This is a genomic window from Polyangium spumosum, from assembly GCF_009649845.1.
GTDB lineage: Bacteria > Myxococcota_A > Polyangia > Polyangiales > Polyangiaceae > Polyangium > Polyangium spumosum.
Map to the genome: position 1 here is coordinate 1,058,274 of NZ_WJIE01000001.1, position 21,480 is coordinate 1,079,753.

Sequence of the window (21,480 nt, forward strand, 5' to 3'; positions counted from 1 at the left end):
CGAAGGTCGATGCAAACAGCCGGCGAAGGCCGCGAAGCGCGGCTCGAGGCCCCCCCGAGCGCTCCTGCGGGACCGGGGAAGGCGTGGCACGCCTACGGCCTCTCCATTGCAGTGTTGATCGCGCTCGTCCTCGTCCGGTTCTCCCTGGAGCCGTGGCTGGACGGCAAAGCTCCCTTGCTCGCGCTCCTCTTGCCGGTGGTCATCGCGGCCGCGTATGGCGGCATGTTCCCCGGCCTGCTCGCCACGATCCTCTGCGCGCTCACGGGCGCGCTGCTCTTTTTGCGCCCGATCGGCAGCCTGACCGTCGCCTCGCTCCCGGATCAGGCGCGCCTCGGCGTCTTTCTGGTCGTGGGCGTGTTCCTCAGCGCGATCAACGAGCGAGCGCGGCGCGAGAGAGAGTTCGTCCTGGCCAGGGCAGAAGACGCGCGGCGCGAGAGCGAGGCCCTGGCGCGCCGACAGCTCGCCGAGCTCGAGGCCACGTACGCGGCCGCGCCCGTCGGGCTCTGCGTGATCGACCGGGATTTTCGCTGGATCCGCATCAACGAGCGCCTCGCCGAGATGAACGGCTTCCCCGCCGCGGCGCACATCGGCCGCTCGGTGCGCGAGCTCTTGCCGAACCTCGCCGACCAGGCCGAGCCCATGCTGCGGCGGATCTTCGAGACGGGCGAGCCACTCCGGAACGTGGAGCTCGTCGGCGAGACGCCCGCGCAGCCCGGCAAGACGCGGATCTGGATGGAGAGCTTCTTCCCGCTCCGCGACACGAGCGGCGTGATCATCGGGGTGAACGTGGTCTGCGAGGAGGTCACCGAGCGCAGGGAGGCCGCGGCGGCCCTCGCCGAGAGCGCCGATCGCCTGCAAATGGCGCTCGACGGGGCGCAGGCCGGGTGGTGGGAGTACGACGCCAGGACGGACCACTACACGTGGTCCGAGGCCCAGTACGAGCTCTACGGGGTCGACCCGAAGAACCGCGAGGTGCGGCTCGAGGACTGGCGCAGCCGGGTGCATCCGGCCGATCTCCCGCCGATGGACGCGGACCTGTGCTGCCGCATGAGGAAGGGGATCTCGGACTTCGCGTACGAGTTCCGCATCCTGCACCCTTCGCTCGGGGAGCGCTGGATCCACTCGCTCGGGCGCATCACGTTCGACGAGGCGGGCAAGACGCTCCGGGCCGTGGGGATCAGCCGCGACGTGACCAAGGAGAAGCAGGCCGAGAGCGAGCGCGCGTTCCTGCTGGAGAGCGAGCGGGCGGCGCGGGCCGAGGCCGAGCGGGCGAGCCGCATGAAGGACGAGTTCCTCGCCACGCTCTCGCACGAGCTGCGCACGCCGCTGAACGCCATCCTCGGCTGTGCGCACCTCGTGCAGAGGCCCGGCATCCAGCCCGACCAGCTCGCGAAGGGCCTCTCGGTCATCGAGCGGAACACGCACCTGCAGGCGCAGCTCATCAACGACCTGCTCGACGTGAGCCGCATCGTCGCGGGCAAGATCCACGTCGACCTGCAGGAGGTGTCTCTGCCGGGCGTGGTGGAGTCCGCGATCGAGGCCTGCCGCGCCGCGGCCGAGGCCAAGGGCGTCACGCTGCGCGGCCCGCGTGAGCCCGCGCGGATCTCCGTGCGCGGGGATCCGGCGCGGCTGCAGCAGGTCGTGTGGAACCTGGTCTCGAACGCCATCAAGTTCACGCCGACGGGCGGCCGCGTGGACGTCTCGCTCGTGCAGGAGGGCGAGGCGGCCGTGCTCCAGGTGCGGGACACGGGTCAGGGCATCTCGCCGGAGTTCCTGCCGTTTCTGTTCGAACGGTTCCGCCAGGCCGACGCGTCGATGGCGCGTCGGCACGGGGGCCTCGGGCTCGGGCTCTCCATCGTCAAGCGCCTGGTCGAGCTGCACGGAGGCGTGGTGCGCGCGGAGAGCGCGGGCCTCGAGCAGGGCGCGACGTTCACGGTGGAGCTGCCTCGAGACATCGACGAGCGCAGCCGCGTGCCCTCGCGGGTGCTCGTGAACACGCCCGCGAACGATCCGCGGAACCTGCACGGCGCGGCCGTGCTCGTGGTCGACGACGAGCCCGACTCGCGCGAGCTCCTGAAGCGCGTGCTGGAGGAGTACGAGGCGGTGGTGTGCACGGCGGCGTCGGCCGCGGAGGCGCTCGACGTCGCGGACGCGCGATCGGTCGACCTCGTGGTGAGCGACATCGGGATGCCGGGCATGGATGGTTACGCGCTGCTCCGGGAGCTGCGGGCGCGTGACGGCAAGAAGGACATCGTCGCCGTCGCCGTGACCGCGTTCGCGCGGCCGGAAGACCGGGAGCGCGCGCTCGCCGCGGGCTACCGGGCGCACCTCGCGAAGCCGTTCGAGCCGTCGGAGCTGGTGTCGTTGCTCGCGGGGCTGCGGAAGGCGAGCTAGCCTCACCCCCAACCCCTCTCCACGCCGTGGAGAGGGGCGAAGAGGCGTCTTTCTCCCCTCTCCCGCGGGCGGGAGAGGGGATGGGGGTGAGGGAATCGTTCAGCGCCCCGCCTCGCTCGAGCGCCTGGCGCGATCGAGCGCGACGGCCGTGACCACGATCCCACCCGTCACGATGTCCTGCACCCAGTTGTCGATCCCGAGGAAGGTCGATCCCGTGCGGATCACCGTCATCAAGAGGGCCCCGAAGAGCGCGCCCGCGACCGAGCCCTCCCCGCCCGCGAGCGAGCCGCCGCCGATCACCACGGCCGCGATCACCTCGAGCTCGAGGCCGATCGAGTCCGTTGGATCTCCAACGGTCAAGGTCGCGTACTCCATCACGCCCGCGAGCCCGGCGAAGAGGCCGGCGAGCCCGTAGACCAGCCATTTCACGCGCTCGACGCGCACGCCGCAGAGCCGCGCCGTCGCCTCGTTCGAGCCGATCGCCACGATGTGCCGCCCGCCGCGCGTGTAGACGAGCATCGCCGCGACGAGCGCCGAGGTGCCGAGCATGATCCACACGCCCGGCGGGAAGAGGGCCCAGCCCCAGCCGGGCGGGAGCGGCGCGAGCAGCGCTTCGAGGCCCGAGGCGGGCGCGTCGATCTTCTGCTCGTCCGCGAGCCCCTTCGCCAGGCCCCGCAGCGCCCGCATCGTGCCGAGCGTGACGATGAACGGCGTGATCCGGAGCGTCGTGACGAGCGCGCCGTTCACGAGCCCCGCGAGCATTCCGCTGCCCATGGCGGCGAGCGCCGCGACGATCGCGGGCGCGCCCGACCGCAAGCAGAGCGCGCAGACGACCGTGGAGAGCGCGACGTTCGAGCCCACGGAGAGGTCGATCCCGCCGAGCAGGATCACGAGCGTCATCCCGGCCGCCGCGATCCCCACGACCACGGTCTGCCCCGCCATCGTGGTGAGGTTCTGCGCCCGCGTGAACGGGCCGGGCGCGATGATCGCGAAGATCACGTAGACGACGACGACCGCGACGAGCGGGCCGAGGAACGGGTACTTCCGCAAGTACTTCATGTGGCGCCTGCTTGCTCGAGCATCACGGCCCGCACGTCGAGCTCGCTCACGGGTCGCGCAGGGCCGAGCTCGCCCTTGTGCATGACCGCGATCCGGTCCGCGACGCCGACGAGCTCCTCGGCCGAGCTCGACACCACGAGCACGGCCTTGTTCGCCTCGCACGCGAGCCTGTCGACGAGCGCGTAGATCGCGGCGCGGCTGCCCACGTCCACGCCCCGCGTGGGCTCGTCGAGCAGGAGGACGTCGACGTCGTGGTAGAGCAGCCGCGCGAGCGCGACCTTCTGCTGGTTGCCGCCCGAGAGCGCGCCCACGGGCTGATCGGGCCCGGCGCAGACGACGCCGAGCTTCTCGATGAAGCGCCTCGCCGCCGCGCGGATCCGCGAGGGCGCGACGAGCCCGAGCGGGCCGAGGCCCGAGAGCCGCGAGAGCGTGAGGTTGTCGGCGATCGTGAGGTTCAACGCGAGCCCCTCGCCGCCCCGATCCTCGCTGAGCAGGCCGACGCCCTGCGCGAGCCGGGCCGCGGGCGAGGCGGGGCCGACGTACGCGCCGACGCGCACCTCGCCGCGGCGCACACGATCGAGCCCGAAGATCGCGCGGAGCAGCTCGGTGCGGCCCGCGCCGACGAGGCCGGCGATGCCGAGCACCTCGCCGCGGCGAAGCTCGAAGCTCGCGCGCACGGGCAAGTGCGCGCCCGCGAGATCACGCGTCGAGAGGACGACGTCGCCGGCCGCGCGTGGGGATCGTGGATAGAGGTCCTCGATGGATCGGCCCGCCATCATCGTGACGATCTCCGCGGGCGTGGCCTCGTCGACGCGGCCCGTCCCGGCCGTGCGGCCGTCGCGGATCACGGTGAAGCGGTCGGCGATGCGGCGGATCTCGTCGAGGTGGTGCGAGATGTACACGACGGCGAGGCCGGCCTCGCGCAGGCGCCCGACGACGGCGAAGAGGGCCTCGACGTCGTCGGCGCCGAGGCTCGAGGTGGGCTCGTCGAGCAGGAGCAGGCGGCAACGCGGCTCGGTGATGGCGCGCGCGATCTCCACGAGCTGCCGCTCCCCCGGGCCGAGGTCGGCGACGAGCGCGTCGGGCCGCAAGCGGTCTCTCTTCGCGCCCGCAGGATCGATCGCGTGGAGCGCGCGCGCCGCGATCTCCCGCGCCTCTTCGCGCCTGAGCACGCCGAAGCGCGTGGGCTCGCCGCCGAGCAGGACGTTCTCCTCGACCGTGAGATGCGGGCAAAGCGCGCGCTCCTGGCTGACGAGGCGCACGCCTGCCGCGCGCGCGGCGGCCGGGTCCTTCGGCGCGTAGGGCGCGCCGTCGAGCGTCAGGTGGCCTCCGTCGGGCCGCACCGCGCCCGCGAGGATCTTCACGAGCGTGCTCTTGCCTGCGCCGTTCTCGCCGAGCAGCGCGTGCACCTCGCCGGGGCGGACCTCGAGATCCACGCCCGCGAGCGCGATCGTCGCGCCGTACGCCTTCGTCACGCCTCGCGCGACGACGCCGCTCACTTCCCGAGCCACGGCGCGAGGTCGGGCGCGACGATCGCCTTCGTCTCGGGCTTGTCGAGGTTCGACTTGTCGACGACCACGGCGCCCGTGTCGATACGCGGCGGCACGGGCTTGCCCGCGACGAGCTCGGCCATCGCGCGCACGGCCTCGTAGCCGATCTTGAAGGGATCCTGCACGACGAGCGCGTGCACGTGCCCGTCGCGCAGCGCGCCGACGAGCTTCTCCGACGCGTCGAAGCCGACGAACTTGATCTTGCCCGCGAGGTTCGCCTTCCGCAGCGCGAGCAGCATCCCGAACGTGGTCGACTCGTTGGGGCAGAAGACGCCGTCCACGCCGCCGCCCGAGGCGTTCTGGGCGGCGAGCAGGCTCTCGGCCTTCTCGAAGGCGCTCTCCGTGGTGGCGCCGCCGTACTGGTTGTCGCTCACGATCTGGATGCCGGGGATCTTGCGGATCGCCTCGAGGAAGCCCTCCTCGCGCTTCTGCGTGCTCGCCGAGCCCTCCTGGTAGCGGAGCACCGCGATCTTGCCCTTCTGCCCGACGAGCGCGCCGAGCTTCTCGCCCGCGAGCCTGCCCGCCGCGAGGTTGTCGGTCGCGACGAAGCTCTTGTGCGCGCTGCCGGCGAGATCCGAGTCGAAGACCACGACGGGGATGTTCGCCGCCACGGCGCTCGCGACCGGCTTCTCCAGCGCCTTTTCGTTGAGCGGCGCGAGCACGATGCCTCGTACGCCCTGGGCGACGAAGCTCTGCACGACGTCGATCTGCCCCTTGAGATCGTCCTCCTGGAGCGGCCCTTTCCACACGATCTCCACGCCGATCTCGCGCGACGCCTTCACCGCGCCCGCGTGCACGGCCTTCCAGAACTCGTGCGTCGTGCCCTTGGGGATGACGGCGATCTTCATCGCGCCCCCTTCCTTGTTCTTGTTGCACGAGAGCAGGAGCAACACGAAGGCGAGCGTCAGGGCGAAACGAAGGGTCCGGCCGAACATGGGCGGCGAGTATAATCAGACGGGATGCAAGACCGTCACTATCTCGGGATCGACGTGGGCACGGGCAGCGTTCGCGCGGCCCTCTTCGACGGCCAAGGACACAAGCTCGGGATCGGCGTGCGTCCGATCTCGCTCCATCGCCCCGCGCCGGATTTCGTCGAGCAGTCGTCCGACGAGATCTGGTCGGCCGCGTGTGAGGCCACCCGGGCGGCGCTCGGCGAGGCCGGCGATCGGCCCGAGCGTGTGGTGGGCGTGGGGTTCGACGCGACGTGCTCGCTCGTGCTGCTCGACGAGGGCGATCGCCCCGTGACCGTGAGCCCGTCGGGCGACGATCGCTGGAACGTGATCGTGTGGATGGATCACCGCGCGATCGAGGAGGCCACGCGTATCAACGCGGGTGGTCACGAGGTCTTGCGGTACGTGGGCGGCGTGATCTCGCCGGAGATGCAGACGCCGAAGCTCGCCTGGCTGAAGAGGCACATGGGCCGAAGCTTCCGCCGCGCCGCGCGTTTCCTGGATCTGCCGGATTTCATGGCCTATCGCGCGACGGGCAGCGACGTGCGCTCTCTCTGCACCACCGTGTGCAAATGGACGTACCTCGGGCACGAGCCGGGCGAAGGCGGCAGCATCGGGCGCTGGGACGACGCGTATTTCCGGGCGATCGGCCTCGGGGAGCTCGTCGACGAGGGGTATACGCGCATCGGCAAGCACGTGCGCCCCATGGGCGAACGCGCGGGTGGTTTGACCGAACGCGCCGCGGCCGAGCTCGGCCTCTGCGCAGGGACGGCCGTGGCGGTGCCGATCATCGACGCGCACGCCGGCGGGCTCGGGTTGCTTGGGATCCCAACGAACGGCGTCCTGCCCGACGAGGCCGCGATGGAGGAGCGGCTCGCGCTCATCGGCGGCACGTCGACGTGCCACATGGCCTCGTCTCGACAAGCGCGCTTCGTGCCGGGCGTCTGGGGCCCGTACAGCTCGGCGATGATCCCCGGGTTATGGCTCACGGAGGGCGGGCAAAGCGCGACGGGCGCGCTCATCGATCACGTGATCCACACACACGCGCGAGGCGCGGAGCTCGCCGAGGAGGCGCGGCGGCGCGGGACGACGGTGTACGCGCTGCTCAACGAGCGGCTCGACGTCCTCGCCACGAAACACGCCTTCCCCGCGGAGCTCGCGCGGGACGTGCACGTGCTGCCGGACCACCACGGCAATCGTTCGCCGCGGGCCGATCCGACGCTGCGGGGCATGGTGAGCGGGCTCGGGCTCGCGGACGACGTCGACGCGCTCGCGATCCTGTACCTCGCGACGATCCAGGCGCTCGCGCACGGGACGCGGCACATCCTCGCGGCGATGAACGCGGCGGGTTACCGGATCGAGGCGCTGCACGCGACGGGCGGGGACACGAAGAACCCGGTCTTCGTGCGCGAGCACGCGGACGTGACGGGCTGCCGCGTGATCCTGCCGCGCGAGCCCGAGGCCGTGCTGCTCGGCGCGGCGATGCTCGGCGCCGTGGCGTCGGGTGATCGGCCGACGGTGCTCGCGGCGATGGGCGCGATGAGCGAGGCGGGCGCGGTCGTCCTGCCCACGGGCGGCGACGTGAAGCGCTTCCACGACCGGAAACACCGGGTGTTTCTGCGAATGTACGAAGATCAGATGGCGTACCGGGCCCTCATGCGCGATGACGCGTGACGACATGACCCTGCATTCGAACGACTGGCGCGAACGTTTCGCGGACAAGATCACGACGGCCGAAGGCGCGGTGCGGGTGATCCCGAAGGGCCGCCGCATCCTCATCGGCTCGGGCGCGGCCGAGCCTGCGCGGCTCGTCGAGGCGATGACCGAACACGGCACGCACCTCGAGGGCAACGAGATCGTCCACCTGCTCACGCTCGGCCCCGCGCCCTACGTGAAGCCGGGCCTCGAGAAGCGCTTCCGTCACACGGCGTTTTTCATCGGCGCGAACGTGCGCGACGCGGTCGCCGAGGGTCGGGCCGACTTCATGCCGGTCTTCCTCTCGGAGATCCCTTCGCTCATCTGCTCGGGCCGCGTGAAGATCGACGTGGCGCTCGTGCAGGTCTCGCCGCCCGACGAGCACGGCTACGTGAGCCTCGGCGTCTCGGTGGACATCGTGCGCGCCGCGATCGACACGGCCGATCTCGTGCTCGCCGAGGTGAACCCGCGCATGCCGCGCACGCACGGCGACTCGTTCTTGCACGTGGATCGTATCGCCCACCTCGTGCCCGTCGACGACGAGCTGCCGGAGCGCGGGGTCGAGCCGCTCGACGACGTGGACCGGGCGATCGGCCGGCACGTGGCGAGCCTGGTCCCGGACGGCGCGACGCTCCAGCTCGGCATCGGCAAGATCCCGGACGCCTCGCTCATGGCGCTCGAAGGTCACCACGACCTCGGCATTCACTCCGAGATGTTCTCGGACGGCGTGATGCACCTCGTGCAGAAGGGCGTGATCACCTGCCGCAAGAAGACGCTCCTGCCCGGGAAGATCGTGACGTCGTTCGTGATGGGCAGCCGCGCGCTGTACGAGTGGGTGCACGAGAACCCCTTCGTGGAGATGCGTGGCTCGGCCTTCACGAACGACCCGTTCGTGATCGCGCGAAATGACGACATGGTCGCGATCAACGCGGCGCTCGCGATCGACCTGACGGGCCAGGTCGCGGCGGACACGCTCGGCGGGCGGTTTTTCTCGGGCATCGGCGGGCAGGTGGATTTCATCCGCGGCGCCGCGCGCAGCCGCCGGGGCAAGCCGATCATCGCGATGCGCTCGACGGCGAAAAAGGGCACGATCAGCCGCATCGCGGCCACGCTGGAGGCGGGCGCGGGTATCGTGACGAGCCGCGGCGACGTCCATTACGTGGTGACGGAGCACGGCATTGCGGATCTCTGGGGCAAGAACATCCGCCAGCGCGCGCAGGCGCTCATCGACATCGCGCACCCGGACCACCGGGCCGAGCTGCTCGCGGCCGCGAAGCAGCGGCGTTACGTCTTCATCGATCCTGCCTGACGACCTCGGCCTGGGGGGGAGCGGGGCTGCCTGGAATTTGGCCGTGACGTGCCCACACGTCTACGCTCGGCGCAGTTCCTGCTCGGCAGGGGAATCAGATGCGTGGAACAAGGCGAGCCATTCGTTTTGCGGTGTTGTGTGCCGCGCTCGGGACGTGGTCCGTGCCGATCGACATGGCCTCCGCGGGCCAGGCCGAGGCGCGTGGCCCCATCGACTCGGACGGCGACGGCATTTCGGACATGTCGGACAACTGCCCGCGCGTGGCAAATCCGAGCCAATCCGATTGCGACGGAGACGGGAGCGGCGACGCGTGCGACGCTGCGAGCGTGGTCTCCGAGCAAAAGGTGAACGTCACGCCGGACATGGAGAGCTGCCTCCAGTACAAGTTCCACGGCTGCGCCGGGCCGAAGCGGGCAATGGTGCAATACCAATGCCTCGCGCACGGGACGTCGTGGACCGAGAATCGATGGTGCACGAGCGGGCAGGTGCAGCGGAGCGCGACGTCGAACTTTCAGACGTGGGAGTATTATCTCCGCCAGGTGCCGTGGTCGTCGTGCAACGAGTGAGCTAACCCACCGACGTCACGCAGGTGGGAGGCGCGTGGGCGCGACGTCGAGGCGCGTGGGCGCGACCTTCGGGGTTCGTTCGCTCACCCTCGAGACGGCCGCGCGAGACTTCGAGACGCGTGCACGAGACTTCGAGACGCGTGCGCACGACCTTCGGGGTTCGTTCGCTCACCTTCGAGACGCGCGCGCGGGACTTCGAGACGCGTGCACGAGACTTCGAGACGCGTGGGCACGACCTTCGGGGTTCGTTCGCTCACCTTCGAGACGGCCGCGCGAGACTTCGAGACGCGTGCGCGAGACTTCGAGGCGCGTGGGCACGACCCCGGGCTGCCTCCTCCTGGCAAGGCGCTGCTGTTCTGGTGGGCGTCGTCGGTCTTACCCCGGCCTGTTCGATGAACTGCGCGGAGCGCAGTTCATCGACAAAAGGTCCAGCGCTTGCGCTGGTCCAGGTCCAGGGGCGGATAGCCCCGGTGGGGCCTGGGGCAAAGCCCCAGCGAAACGCCCTCGATCACTCCCCCCCCGGCGCGGGGGCCGGGTGGGCGTCGTTCGTCGGCGCGCCTTCGTCCTCGTCCGAGCGGCCGAGCTTGAGCGTATTACGCACCCAGACCGACAGGTCGTCGAAGAGCGAATAGGCGACAGGCGTCGCGAGCAGCGTGAGCAAGAGCGCGAGCGACTGGCCGCCGATGATGACGAAGCCCGTCGCGCGGTTCGTGCCGGAGCCCGCGCCGCTCGACATGACGAGCGGGATCATGCCCGCCACGAACGCGGCCGTCGTCATCAGGATCGGACGAAGACGGTCCTTGTTCGCGAGCAGGATCGCTTCGAGTCGCGGGAGACCTTCCTCGCGCAGCTTGAGCGTGTGATCGATCTGCAAGATCGAGTTCTTCTTCACGACGCCGAAGAGCACCAGGATGCCGAGCATCGAGAAGATGTTCAGCGATTGCCGGAAGATGATCACGCTCACGATCGCGAACGGCACCGTCAGAGGCAGGCTCAGGAGGATCGTGATCGGGTGCAGCCACGACTCGAACTGCGCCGCGAGCACGAGGTACATGAAGATGAACGAGAGCAGGAACGCGAGGCCGAAGTTCTTCGCCGCGCGGCCGAGCTCGCGGGAGCGGCCCGTCGCGCTCGCGCTGTAGCCAGCCTCCATGCCGAGCTCCTTCGCGGCCTTGTCGAGCGACTCGATGATCGCGCGCTCCGAGAAGCCCTTCTTCATGTTGCACATGATCATGACCTGCCGCTGGCGGTTGTAGCGGTCGATCTTCGAGGGGCCGGCGCCCTCCGTGAACGAGACGAGGTTCTCGAGCGAGACCGTGCCGAGGCGCATCGAGGGCACCGTGAGCCGCTTCAACCCCTCGACGTTCGAGCGGTAGCTCGGCACGGCGCGGACGTGCACCTCGTATTGCTCGCCCTTCTCGTTGTAGTTCGTCACCTCGTAGCCGCCGACGAGCAGGCGGAGCGAGCTCGCGATGTCGGCGACGCTCACGCCGAGATCCGAGGCCTTCTCGCGATCGATGTGCGCGCGGAGCTCGGGCTTGCCGAGGATGAGCGAGGTGTCGGCGTCGACGACGCCCGGCAGCGTCTTCATCTTGGCGAGCAGCACCTCGGCGTAGGACGCGATCTTCGTCATGTCCGGGCCGGTGATCTGGTACATGACCGGGTAGACCGCGCCGCCGCCCATCGAGTTCACGGGGCCAATCGAGATCCGGTAGTCCTTGCCATATTTGGGCAGGAGCTCCGCGCGCGCCTTGTCGATGAGCTCCTGCTGCGAGAGCTTGCGCTTGTCCGCGGGGAGGAGTTTTACGTAGAGGCTCGCGAGGTTCGGCGTCTTCTGCGCGTCGTCGCCCACGGTCGTGATCGCGTACTCGACGCCCTCGATCGCCTCGAGATCCCCGACGATACGCGTCGCGATGAGGCGCATCTCGTCGAGGCTCGTGCCCTCGTCCGCGCGGATGCTGGCCTGGAACTGCGACTCGTCCTCGTCGGGGAGGAAGTTCGCGTTGGCGCGGCCCGCGAGGACCGGGATCGAGAAGAGCGCGAGGATACTCGAGACCACGATCACCCAGCGGTGCGCCATCGACCAGCGCAGGATCCGCACGTAACCACGCTCGATCGCCCCGTAGATCCCCTTCGCCTCGCCGTGGCCATGGCCGTGGCCGGCCGCCGCCGGCAGGGGCTTGCCGTCCTTGTCCTTCTTCACGTGCTTGCGGAGCCACCGCGCGCACATCATCGGCGTCAGGGTGAAGCTGACGAGCAAGCTGACCATGATCGCGAACGACATGGTCAAGCCGAAGGAGCTCATGAAGCGGCCGACGATGCCGCCCATGAACGCGACCGGGAGGAAGACGGCGACGAGCGAGAGCGTCGTCGCGAGCACGGCGAGGCCGATCTCCTTCGTCCCGTTGATCGCGGCCTCCATGGGCCGCTCGTTGTTCTCGTCGATGCGCTTGTAGATGATCTCGAGGACGACGATCGCGTCGTCGATGACGATGCCGACGGCCAGCGTGAGCGCGAGCAGCGTGATCGCGTTCAGCGTGAAGCCCGCGGCGCGCATGATGCCGAAGGTGCTGATGACGCTCGTCGGGATGGCGACGGCCGCGATGATCGTGGAGCGGACGTTGCCGAGGAACGCGAGCACGATGAGCGCCGCGCAGATGGCGCCGAGCACGAGGTGCTCCTTCACCGAGTGGATCGCGTTCTCGATGAACTCGGACTGATCACGGGCGATGTCGATCTTGTACCCCTCGGGCAGCCGCTGCCCGAGCTCGCCGAGGCGCTCCTTGACCGTGCTCACGACCTCGACGGTGTTCGTGCCGCTCTGCTTGCGGACGTTGAGCACGACCGTCGCGCTCTTGCCCTTGAAGCCCACGGACTCGGGCTCGGCCGTGCCGTCCTCGACTTCGCCGATGTCGCGCAGGCGCACGCCGTAGCCGTCACGCGTGGCGACCACGATCTCGCCCATCTCCGCGACCGACTCGACGCGGCCACGCGTGCGCAGCGTGAGCTGGCGAGAGCCTTGCTCGACGCGGCCGCTCGGCAGCTCGATGTTCTGGGTCTTCAGCGCGCGCTCGACCTCGGGGCCCGAGATGCCGTACTTCTGGAGCTTCTCCGGATCGACCCAGACGTTGATCTGCCGCGGGCGACCGCCGATCAAGGTCACCTGACCGACGCCGTTGATCGACTCGATCTGGCGGCGCACGGTCTTGTCCGCGAGCTCCGTGACGTCACGCACGTTGCCCGGACCCGAGAGCGCGAGCGTGAGGACCGGCGCGGCGTCCGGATCCATCTTCGCGATCACGGGCTGGTCGATGCCCGGCGGCAGCTCGTTGAGGACGGCGTTGACCTTGTCACGCACCTCCTGCGCGGCGACGTCGACGTCCTTCTCGAGGACGAACGAAACGATGACCATGCTCACGCCCTCCGAGGAGGAGCTGCGGAGCTCGTCGATGCCGCTGATCGTGTTGACGGCGCTCTCGATCTTGTCGGAGATCTCGGTCTCGACCTCCTCAGGCGCCGATCCCGGCAGGACCGTGGTGATCACGACGGCCGGGAAGTCGACCTTCGGGAACCGATCGAGGCCGAGCTGCCCGTAGGAGAAGGCGCCGACGACCGTGAGGAGGAGGACGATCACCGTCGCGAAGACGGGCCGACGGACGCAGATCGCTGCGAGCCATTGCATGGGTCACTTCGCTCCGGCGGCGGGGGCGACGTTGACGTCGGCGCCGTCTTGCAAGAGGTCGACGCGGTCGATCGCGACCTCGTCGTTCGGACCGATGTTGCTGCCGCGGATCTCGATCTCGCCGTCGATCTCGCGGCCGAGCGTCACGATGCGCTCGATGACGCGATTGCCCGAGCGGACGAAGACGCGGCTCGCGCTGCCGCTCGATCCGATGGCGGCGCGAGGGACGAAGAGCGCGTTCGTGTCGGCCTCGCCGAGCTCGACGTACGCGCGCGCGAAGTAGCCGGGCTTGAGCTGGCCGTCGGCGTTCGTGACCTCGGCCTCGATCGGGAGCGTACGCGACTGCGCCTTGAGGCTCGCGCCGACGCGCTTGACCGTGCCCTTGAAGGTCTTGCCCGGGTGCGCGGAGACCGTGAGCGTGACCTCCTTGCCGACGGTGACCTTCGAGGCGTCGGTCTCGGGGACGTCGATGCGCAGGCGCAGGACGTCGTCACGCACGACGACGGCGACGACCTTGCCCATCGGCGCGAACTCGCCGACCGAGGCGCGGCGCTCGGCGACGGCGCCGTCGAAGGGCGCGCGGATGCTGGTGTCGGCGACCGATTTGCGCGCGAGGTTCGCCTGGGACTGCGCGGCCGCGAGCCCCGCCCACCCTTGCATCGCGCCGTTCCGCGCGGCCTCGTACTGCGCGCGCGCCTGCTCGGCGCGCGATCGGGCCTGATCCCACTGCGACACGGAGATCGATCCGCCCTCGTAGAGCGTCTTCGTCCGGTCGGCCTCGCTGACGGCGAGATCCATGGCCTCCTTCGCGGCGCGGACCTCGGCGACGTTGTTCGCGTCGAACTTCTGGCCCGACTTCACGCCGAGCTTGGCCATCGCCTGGGCCGCGGACGCGTCGGCGGCCTGCGCGCGCAGGGCCGGATCGCGGCCGTCGAGCTGCACGAGGACGTCGCCCTTCTTCACGCGCGTGCCGACGTCGATCTCGACCTTCGTGACGATGCCGGCCGTCGCCGCGGCGACCTCGCTGGTCTCGTCGGCGGCGAGCGTGCCGGTCAGCTCGAGCGTGGGCGAGAGCTTGCGCTCGGTGATCTTCGCGAATCGGACCGCGGGCGTGGGCTCGGCGGTGGCGGCGGTCTCCGCGGGCTTGGCGTTCTGCTCGGCGTCCTTCTTGGCGCAGGCGGGCGCGAGCGAGACGAGCAGCGCGAGCGCGAAGGCGGACGCGGACGAATCAAGACGCATCATCGTTCTCCAAGATCGTTTCATCACGCAGGTCGGGGTGGATCGGCCCGGCCTGCGCCGTTCAGATAAAGGTCGACGAGCAGCGACGCCTCGGCTTCGAGGTTCGGCTGGCTTTGCTCCATGAGCATGCCGATGGAGAAGGCGCGGATGAGGCCGCCGAGCATGCGCGCGAGCGGCACGGGATCGAGGGGCCGGAGCGCGCCACACGAGAGGCCGTCGTTCACGAGGGCGAGCGTCGTGGCTTTGAGCCGCTCGAAGAGCGCCATGGCCTTGTCGCCGAGCAGGCTCGACGTCGCGGCCGTGCCCTTCGCGAAGAGGCCGCAGTCGAGGGCGATCTGATGGAAGTCGCGGTGGCACTCGACGAAGCGCAGCGCGCGGGTGATGCAGCACGTGAGCTTCTGATCGAAGGGCTCGGGGTCCGTGGGCTGCGGCCGGAGGGCCCCGATCATCTGCTCCATGCGGTCCTCGAGCAGCGCGTGGAGCACGTCTTCTTTCTGCTCGAAGTGGTTGTAGACGGTGCCGACCGCGATCCGCGCGTGGTCGGCGATGTCCTGGATACGCGCGCCGTGGAAGCCCTGCTTGGCGAAGACGTGCTCCGCCGCGTCGAGGATGGCGTTGCGGAAAAGCGCCTTGGCCTCGTCACGGCGACGTGGAAGGGATGTTCGTCGAGCAGACGAGTCGCTCACGGGATGAACCGTCGCTCATCTTTTGAATGCGCGCAACGCCCGTTCGCAGCAAACGCGGGCCAAAGGCTGGGCAGCTAACGGATTTTTCTCACGAAGGTGCAGGCCTTCGGCGCCGGATGCGTGACGAAGCCCACGCGAGCACCAGAAGTCCGAGTCCCGCCACGCCGGAGGGTGCGCCGCCCGGGACGCCGATCGCGCAGGAGCCGTCGTCGCCGCTCCCGCCGCCGCCGCCGCTTCCGCCGTCGCTTCCGCCGCCGCCGCTTCCGCCGCCGCTTCCGCCGCCGCCGCCGCTTCCGTCGCAGGCTCCGCCCGGGTAGGCGTCGGCCGCGGTCCACATCGGCTCGTCGGGCGCCCACGACGAGGTGCCCGGCGGGTCGACGCGTACGTGACAAGGCGACGAAACCACGCTCGAATCACCCGCGTTTCCTGCGGCGTCGAGCGTCTTCACGCGGAAGGTGAAGGCCGCGGCCGGATCGGCGCCGCCGAGCTCGAGGGCGAGCTTGCGGAACTGGATCGGGCTCGACGCGAAGACCGATCGCGCGAAGGCGAGGTCTTGCATCGCCGCGTCACGAAAGGCCTCGACGCGAAACACCACGGGCGCCTCCCCCGGGCCCGCGGGCTCGCCCTCCACGTGCACGTGATACGCGAGGTCGCTGTCCGACTGGCAATCACCGACGCTCGCCTTGAAATCGGGGTAGTCGTGAACGTTGTAAAGGACGCTCTTCACGCCGAGAGGCCCCGTCGTGTCCGGCGCGCTCGTCGTGAACGATATCGCCTCGGGTTCACACATCTCACCCGCGAGGCAGAAATCGCCGGCCACCTCCACGACCTGGCCCGCCGCGGGTGTCGGGTCGATACGCACGACGAACCCGGCGAGCCCGGCGAGCGCCTCGTCCGCGACCGGCACGAACGCGGCGGGCGCGCCGTCCACCGTGACCGTGACGGCGTCGAGCGAGATGTAGTGGCCCGAGAAAAACAGCGCGGCGTTCGCGGGGTACGTTGCCCCGTTCTCGGGGATGTGGTTGTAAAGGCCCGGCAAAGGCGGGGGGCAGGCGCGGGCAGGTCGCGGGGCAGCGGCCGAGAGCACGACGGCCGCCGAGAGTCCAAGCGAAAAACGGGGGATCCAGCGCATGAAGAGCCTCCTCGGAGGAGCAAGGGTGCTCCATCGTATCGCGGAACGAAGTGACCCCCGAGCCCTCTTGACCGGCCGAAGGCATCCCCCCATAGTGACCCACCGGTCAGGAATGCCTCGAGTCGCAGATCCACGCGCGCGTATCGACCTTCTCCGTGCCGCGGAGGCCATCTTCGCGGAGAACGGTCTGGCCGCCGCGAAGGTGGAAGACATCACGAGCCGCGCAGGGGTGTCGAAGGGCGCCTTCTACCTGCATTTCAAGAGCAAGCAGGACTGCTTCCGGCAAATCGTGGAGGGCGTCGTGGCGCGGCTCTCCTCCTGCGTGGAGGCGGCGCGCTTCGACGCGTGCGTGGCCCCGGACAGCGTCGAGGCGCTGCTCGAGAGCCGGCTCGATCACGTCGTCGACCTGCTCGAGTTTTGCTGGCAGAACCGCGGGATCCTGCAGATGATCCTCACGGGCGGCGGCGGGACGCCGTACGCGTACCTGATCGAAGCGTTCGCCGAGCGGATCGAGCAGCAAAGCGAAGGCTGGCTCCGGCACGGCGTGGAGGCGGGGCTCTACCGCGACGACATCGAGCCCGCGATCGTCGCGCGGCTCATCGCGGGCACACACGAGCGGCTGGTGCGCGAGATCATCAAGCAGCCGCGGCGCCCGGACATCGAAGGTTGGGCGCGACAAGCGCAGGACATGCTCACGCGCGGGCTCTTCTCCGGCGCGGCGAGCGCGATTGTTGACCGGACGGTCACGAAGAACCGGGAGCGGGACGAACGCCCGCGAGAACCCAGGGCGAAGGCAAAGACAGGATGAGCACCGTGGCAACGACGGGTACGACGAGGAAATTCGGGGCGGGGAAGCTGATCACGCTCGTGGTCGTGCTGGGCACGGCCGGGCTGATCGGGGTCCGGGTCAAGAGCAAGGTGGCCCAGAAGAAGGCGCTCGAGGCGCAGACGGCCGTCATGGCCGAGCAAGCCGCGGCGCCGGAGAGCCCGACGGCGCCGCCGAAGGTGACGGCGCGTGGAGGCACGCTGATCGCGAAACCCGAGCCGATGCGATGGCAGCCGAGGGTCGCCGTGACGGGCACGCTGGAGCCGATCCAGCAGGCCGACGTGGGCTTCAAGGCGGGAGGGCGTCTGCTCACGATCAAGACGAAGATGGGCGACGTCGTGAAGGCGGGGCAGGTCCTCGGCGTGGTCGACGCGTCGGAGGCGTCCGCGCAGGCGAACGTCGCGCAGACGGGCGTACGCGTGGCCGAGATCTCGCTCGAAATGGCGAAGGACGCGCAGAAGCGCTCGGATACGTTGTTCCAGCAGAGCGCGGTGCCCGAGGCGGAGAAGACGACGGCGACGCAGCGGGCGCTGCTCGCGGCGGCGCAGCTCGAGCAGGCGCGGGCGCAAGCGCGGGCCGCGTCGGTGATGGTGGGCAACGCGATGCTGACGGCGCCCTTCGGCGGGCTCGTGACGCGCGCGCCGAACGGCATCGGCAAGATCGTCTCGCCGGGCGAGCCGCTCTTCCACATCGAGGATACGTCGGTCCTCAAACTATCGGCCTCGGTCTCCGAGAACGACGCGGACGTCTTCGAGGTCGGCGCGGCGGTGTCGATCGACGGCTCGCCCGTCGCCGCGGGCAAGGTGACGGCGGTGCTCGGCTCGCTCGATCCGCAGACGCGCAGGGTGCCGGTGATCGCCGAGATCCCGAACGGGGCCGAGGTCGGGCTGCTCTCGGGATCGTTCGTTCGTGCGCAGATCGTGGCCACGAAGTCGATCGAGGTGCTCCGGCTCCCGGCCTCCGCGCTGCGGCCCGGGGCGCAGGACGAGATCGTCGTGGTGCAGGACGGCAAGGCGCACCTCGCGCGGGTCTCGTTCACGATCGCGCCGGATGGCTCGCTCTACGTGCGCAAGGGGCTCGACGCCGGCGCGACCGTGGTGGCGAACCCGAGCCCCGAGGTGAAGGAGGGCGAGGCGATCGACCTCGGCCCCGTCCCCGCGGCGCCCACGAAGTGATCGGCTGAATTTACAGGCAAAAGAGGACTTTTCATGAACCTCTCGGCGATCGCCATCAAGCGCCCCGTCTTCACGGTGATGGTCGCGGTGGCGCTGCTCGTGCTCGGCGTCGTGGGCTACAAGAGGCTCGGCACCGATCTCTTCCCGGACGTCTCATTCCCCGTCGCCAGCGTGACGATCATCTACCCGGGCGCGAGCCCGGCGGAGATGGAGACGCAGGTCTCGAAGCCCATCGAGGACGCGGTCGTCTCGCTGAACGGCATCGACCGCGTGCGCACGTTCTCGCGCGAGGGCGTGTCGACCACGGTCGTGATCTTCAAGCTCGACGTGGACATCCAGGAGGCCGCGCAGCTCGTGCGCGAGCGCGTGGCGCAGGCGCGCTACAAGTTACCCAAGGACATCGAGGAGCCCGTGATCTCGCGCCTCGACACGGGCGCGGTGCCGGTCCTGATCTACACGCTGCGCGGGCAACGCTCGCTCAGCCAGATCCGCAATTTCGCCGATGACGTGATCCGGCCCTCGCTCGAGCAGGTCGACGGCGTGGCGGCGGTGAACATCCGCGGCGGGGCCGAGCGCGAGGTGAAGGTGTTCCTCGATCGGGCGCGGATCGACGCGCTCGGCGTGCAGCCCGCGCAGATCGTGGCGGCGATCCGGGGCGCGAACCTGACGGTGCCCGCGGGGCGCTACGAGCAGGGGACGCGCGAGATCAGCGTGCGCGCGATGGGCGAGCTCGAGGCGGTGGACACGCTGCGCGACCTCGTGGTGGCGATGTCGCCGGGCGGCTCGTCGGTGCGTCTGCGCGACGTGGCCGACGTGCAGGACGGCTTCGAGGACCTGCGGACGCGTATCCGCGTGAACGGCGAGGAGGCCGTGGCGTTCGAGGTCGTCAAGCAGAGCGGCCGCAACACGGTCGAGATCTGCAAGGGCGTGCGGGACCGGCTCTCGGAGCTCGAGAAGCAGTTCCCCGAGGACCTGAAGACGTCGCTGATCATGGATCAATCGACGTTCATCGAGGAGAACGCGCACGAGGTGCAGATCGCCATCTGGTTCGGCGGGGCGATGGCGATCCTGATCATCCTGATCTTCATGCTCGATCTACGATCGACGTTGATCAGCGCGGTCGCGCTCCCGACGAGCGTCGTGGCCACGTTCTTCCTGATGTACGTGCTCGGCTTCACGCTGAACATGATGACGCTGCTCGGCCTCTCCCTGGCCATCGGCCTGCTCATCGACGACGCGGTCGTGGTGCGCGAGAACATCTTCAAGCACCTGGAGCGCGGCGAGCCACCCATGGAGGCCGCGCTGAACGGGACGAAGGAGATCGCGCTCAGCGTGCTCGCGACGACGCTGACGATCGTGGCGGTCTTCGTGCCCGTGGCGTTCATGGGCGGGATCGTGGGGCAGTTCTTCCGTCAGTTCGGGCTCACGGTCTCGGGCGCGGTGCTCGTGTCGCTCTTCGTGGCGTTCACGCTCGATCCGATGCTGTCGTCGCGGTTCTCGAAATCGCTCGAGCACGGGGCGAAGGATCCGTTCGCCTGGCTGAAGCGACCCTTCGAATGGGTCTTCCGCGCGATGGATGATTCGTACCGCGGGCTGCTCGGCTGGGTCGTGAAGCACAAGCTCGTGGTCGGGCTGCTCGCGTTCGGCACGCTGATCGGCTCCGGGTTCCTCATGGGGCTCATGGGCTCGGACTTCGTCAACGCGGAGGATCGCGGCGAGATGATGGTCGAGGTCGAGCTGCCCGCGGGGACGTCGCTCGACGAGCTCGGCGCGCAATCACGCGAGGCCGAGAAGAAGCTGCTCGCGCACCCGCAGATCAAGACGCTCTACGTGACGCTCGGGCCGAGCGGCGAGGTGAACAAGGCGCATTACCGCATCCTGACGACGAAGAAGCACGAGCGGACGATCCCGCTCGAGGCGATCAAGGACGACGTGCGCGCGATCGCGAAGGGCGTGCCCGGGGCGAACGTGGTCATCACCGAGCCCGAATTCGTCGAAGGCGCGGGCGTGCAGGCGCCGATCATGATCAACGTGCGGGGCGAGTCGTACGACGAGATCCGCCAGCTCGCCGATCAGGTGGCGGGCGTGCTCAGGACCACGGCGGGCGTGACCGACGTGCAGGTGAAGTTCTCGCCGGGCAAGCCCGAGATGCGGGTGAAGGTGGACCGGCAACGCGCGGCCGATCAGGGCATCAGCGTGGCGCAGGTGGCGATGACGCTGCGCACGGCGATCGAGGGCGAGGAGGCGAGCAAGCTCCGGCAAGGCAAGGACGAGGTGCCGATCCGGGTGCAGATGCGCGAGGAGGATCGGGCCTCGCCGGCGGAGCTCGCGCGGCTGACGTTGTGGTCGCCGCGGGGCGCGGTCGCGCTCGCGGACGTCGCGCGGCTCGAAATGGGCGAGGGCCCGCAGGTGATCGAGCGTGAGGATCGGCAGCGGCAGATCTCCGTGTGGGCGACGCCGCGAGGCCGCTCGCTCGGCGAGATCGTCGGCGAGCTCATGCCGCGGATCGACGCGATCCAGAAGCCGAAAGGCACGTCGCTCGCTTATGACGGGCAGATCGAGCAGATGAACGACACGAACTCGTCGATGGGGACGGCGCTGCTCCTCGCGGTGATCTTCATCTATCTCGTGCTCGCGTCGCAGTTCGAGAGCTTCATCCACCCGCTGACGATCATGATGACGCTGCCGCTCGCGCTCGTCGGCGCGATCCTGGGGCTCTTCCTCATGGATACGTCGATGGCGATGGGCGCGATGATCGGGATCATCCTGCTCATGGGGCTCGTCACGAAGAACGCGATCTTGCTCGTCGACCGGGCGATCGTGCGGGTGCGCGAGAACGGCGAGACGCCGCTCGAGGCCATCCTGGAGGCCGGCCCCGAGCGGCTCCGTCCGATCCTCATGACGAGCGCGGCGATGGTGCTCGGCATGTTGCCGACGGCCATCTCGAACGGCGAAGGCAGCGAGTTCCGCGCGCCGATGGCCATCGCGGTCATCGGGGGCGTGATCAGCTCGACGCTCCTGTCGCTGGTGGTGATCCCCGCGCTGTATCTCGCCATCGAGAACGTGAAGGCGTGGCTGCGGGCGCGCGGCATCGTGAAAGCCGAAGCCGAGGCCGCGCCGGCCGCCGAGTGAGCGGGCGGGGCTCGCCGGCCCCGCGCGTTGACGTCCTCCCCCCACAGCCCAAAAGAGCCCGCGCCCCAGCCTGCGAGAGGAGGCG

14 protein-coding genes are annotated in these 21,480 nt (G+C 69.5%); 7 read left to right on the top strand and 7 right to left on the bottom strand.

Annotated features, from left to right (window positions below):
* Positions 1 to 9: 9 nt before the first annotated feature.
* The gene (locus GF068_RS04515; protein WP_153818011.1) at positions 10 to 2,394 is read left to right on the top strand and encodes a hybrid sensor histidine kinase/response regulator; all 2,385 of its coding nucleotides are present in this window, start codon (positions 10 to 12) and stop codon (positions 2,392 to 2,394) included.
* Between the two features lie 99 nt (positions 2,395 to 2,493).
* Here GF068_RS04515 and GF068_RS04520 read toward each other — a convergent pair whose 3' ends face one another.
* Genes GF068_RS04520 through GF068_RS04530 form a run of 3 tightly spaced genes read right to left on the bottom strand, consistent with a single transcriptional unit; the run spans position 2,494 to position 5,938 of the window.
* A complete protein-coding gene (locus tag GF068_RS04520) occupies positions 2,494 to 3,453 on the bottom strand; it encodes an ABC transporter permease (protein WP_153818012.1) in 960 nt (319 codons plus the stop codon).
* Entirely contained in the window at positions 3,450 to 4,964 is a 1,515-nt protein-coding gene (locus tag GF068_RS46870; RefSeq protein ID WP_338046218.1) for a sugar ABC transporter ATP-binding protein, read from the bottom strand. The genes GF068_RS04520 and GF068_RS46870 overlap by 4 nt, the downstream gene beginning before the upstream one ends.
* Positions 4,949 to 5,938 (bottom strand): ABC transporter substrate-binding protein, encoded by a 990-nt coding sequence (locus GF068_RS04530; RefSeq protein WP_153818013.1) that lies wholly within the window; start codon positions 5,936 to 5,938, stop codon positions 4,949 to 4,951. Before GF068_RS04530 ends, GF068_RS46870 begins: the two co-directional genes overlap by 16 nt.
* A gap of 24 nt (positions 5,939 to 5,962) precedes the next feature.
* Between GF068_RS04530 and GF068_RS04535 the strand changes: the two genes are divergently transcribed.
* From GF068_RS04535 to GF068_RS04545, 3 genes are all read left to right on the top strand, one after another.
* Positions 5,963 to 7,627 carry an FGGY-family carbohydrate kinase gene (locus GF068_RS04535; RefSeq protein ID WP_153818014.1) on the top strand — a complete coding sequence of 555 codons (1,665 nt, stop codon included), beginning with the start codon at positions 5,963 to 5,965 and terminating at the stop codon, positions 7,625 to 7,627.
* A gap of 4 nt (positions 7,628 to 7,631) precedes the next feature.
* The gene (locus tag GF068_RS04540; RefSeq protein ID WP_153818373.1) at positions 7,632 to 8,957 is read left to right on the top strand and encodes an acetyl-CoA hydrolase/transferase family protein; all 1,326 of its coding nucleotides are present in this window, start codon (positions 7,632 to 7,634) and stop codon (positions 8,955 to 8,957) included.
* A 131-nt stretch (positions 8,958 to 9,088) separates the two neighbouring features.
* Entirely contained in the window at positions 9,089 to 9,523 is a 435-nt protein-coding gene (locus GF068_RS04545; protein WP_338046219.1) for a thrombospondin type 3 repeat-containing protein, read from the top strand.
* A gap of 508 nt (positions 9,524 to 10,031) precedes the next feature.
* Here GF068_RS04545 and GF068_RS04550 read toward each other — a convergent pair.
* From GF068_RS04550 to GF068_RS43345, 4 genes are all read right to left on the bottom strand, one after another.
* Positions 10,032 to 13,205, bottom strand: coding sequence for an efflux RND transporter permease subunit (locus GF068_RS04550; protein WP_153818016.1), 3,174 nt, complete (start codon positions 13,203 to 13,205; stop codon positions 10,032 to 10,034).
* 3 nt (positions 13,206 to 13,208) lie between these two features.
* Positions 13,209 to 14,447: an efflux RND transporter periplasmic adaptor subunit gene (locus GF068_RS04555; RefSeq protein ID WP_240806591.1), complete on the bottom strand. Its 1,239-nt coding sequence runs from the start codon at positions 14,445 to 14,447 to the stop codon at positions 13,209 to 13,211.
* Between the two features lie 20 nt (positions 14,448 to 14,467).
* A complete protein-coding gene (locus tag GF068_RS04560) occupies positions 14,468 to 15,130 on the bottom strand; it encodes a TetR family transcriptional regulator (RefSeq protein ID WP_153818017.1) in 663 nt (220 codons plus the stop codon).
* An 88-nt stretch (positions 15,131 to 15,218) separates the two neighbouring features.
* The gene (locus GF068_RS43345; protein ID WP_170319219.1) at positions 15,219 to 16,262 is read right to left on the bottom strand and encodes a hypothetical protein; all 1,044 of its coding nucleotides are present in this window, start codon (positions 16,260 to 16,262) and stop codon (positions 15,219 to 15,221) included.
* Positions 16,263 to 16,374: 112 nt separating this feature from the next.
* Here GF068_RS43345 and GF068_RS04575 point away from each other — a divergent pair, with 112 nt between their 5' ends.
* The 3 genes from GF068_RS04575 to GF068_RS04585 are packed head-to-tail and all read left to right on the top strand — an operon-like array spanning position 16,375 to position 21,395.
* The gene (locus GF068_RS04575) at positions 16,375 to 17,070 is read left to right on the top strand and encodes a TetR/AcrR family transcriptional regulator (RefSeq protein ID WP_170319300.1); all 696 of its coding nucleotides are present in this window, start codon (positions 16,375 to 16,377) and stop codon (positions 17,068 to 17,070) included.
* Entirely contained in the window at positions 17,067 to 18,263 is a 1,197-nt protein-coding gene (locus GF068_RS04580; protein WP_153818021.1) for an efflux RND transporter periplasmic adaptor subunit, read from the top strand. The genes GF068_RS04575 and GF068_RS04580 overlap by 4 nt, the downstream gene beginning before the upstream one ends.
* Before the next feature lie 33 nt (positions 18,264 to 18,296).
* Positions 18,297 to 21,395, top strand: a complete 3,099-nt coding sequence (locus GF068_RS04585; protein WP_153818022.1) for an efflux RND transporter permease subunit — start codon at positions 18,297 to 18,299, stop codon at positions 21,393 to 21,395.
* The last annotated feature ends 85 nt before the right edge of the window (positions 21,396 to 21,480 follow it).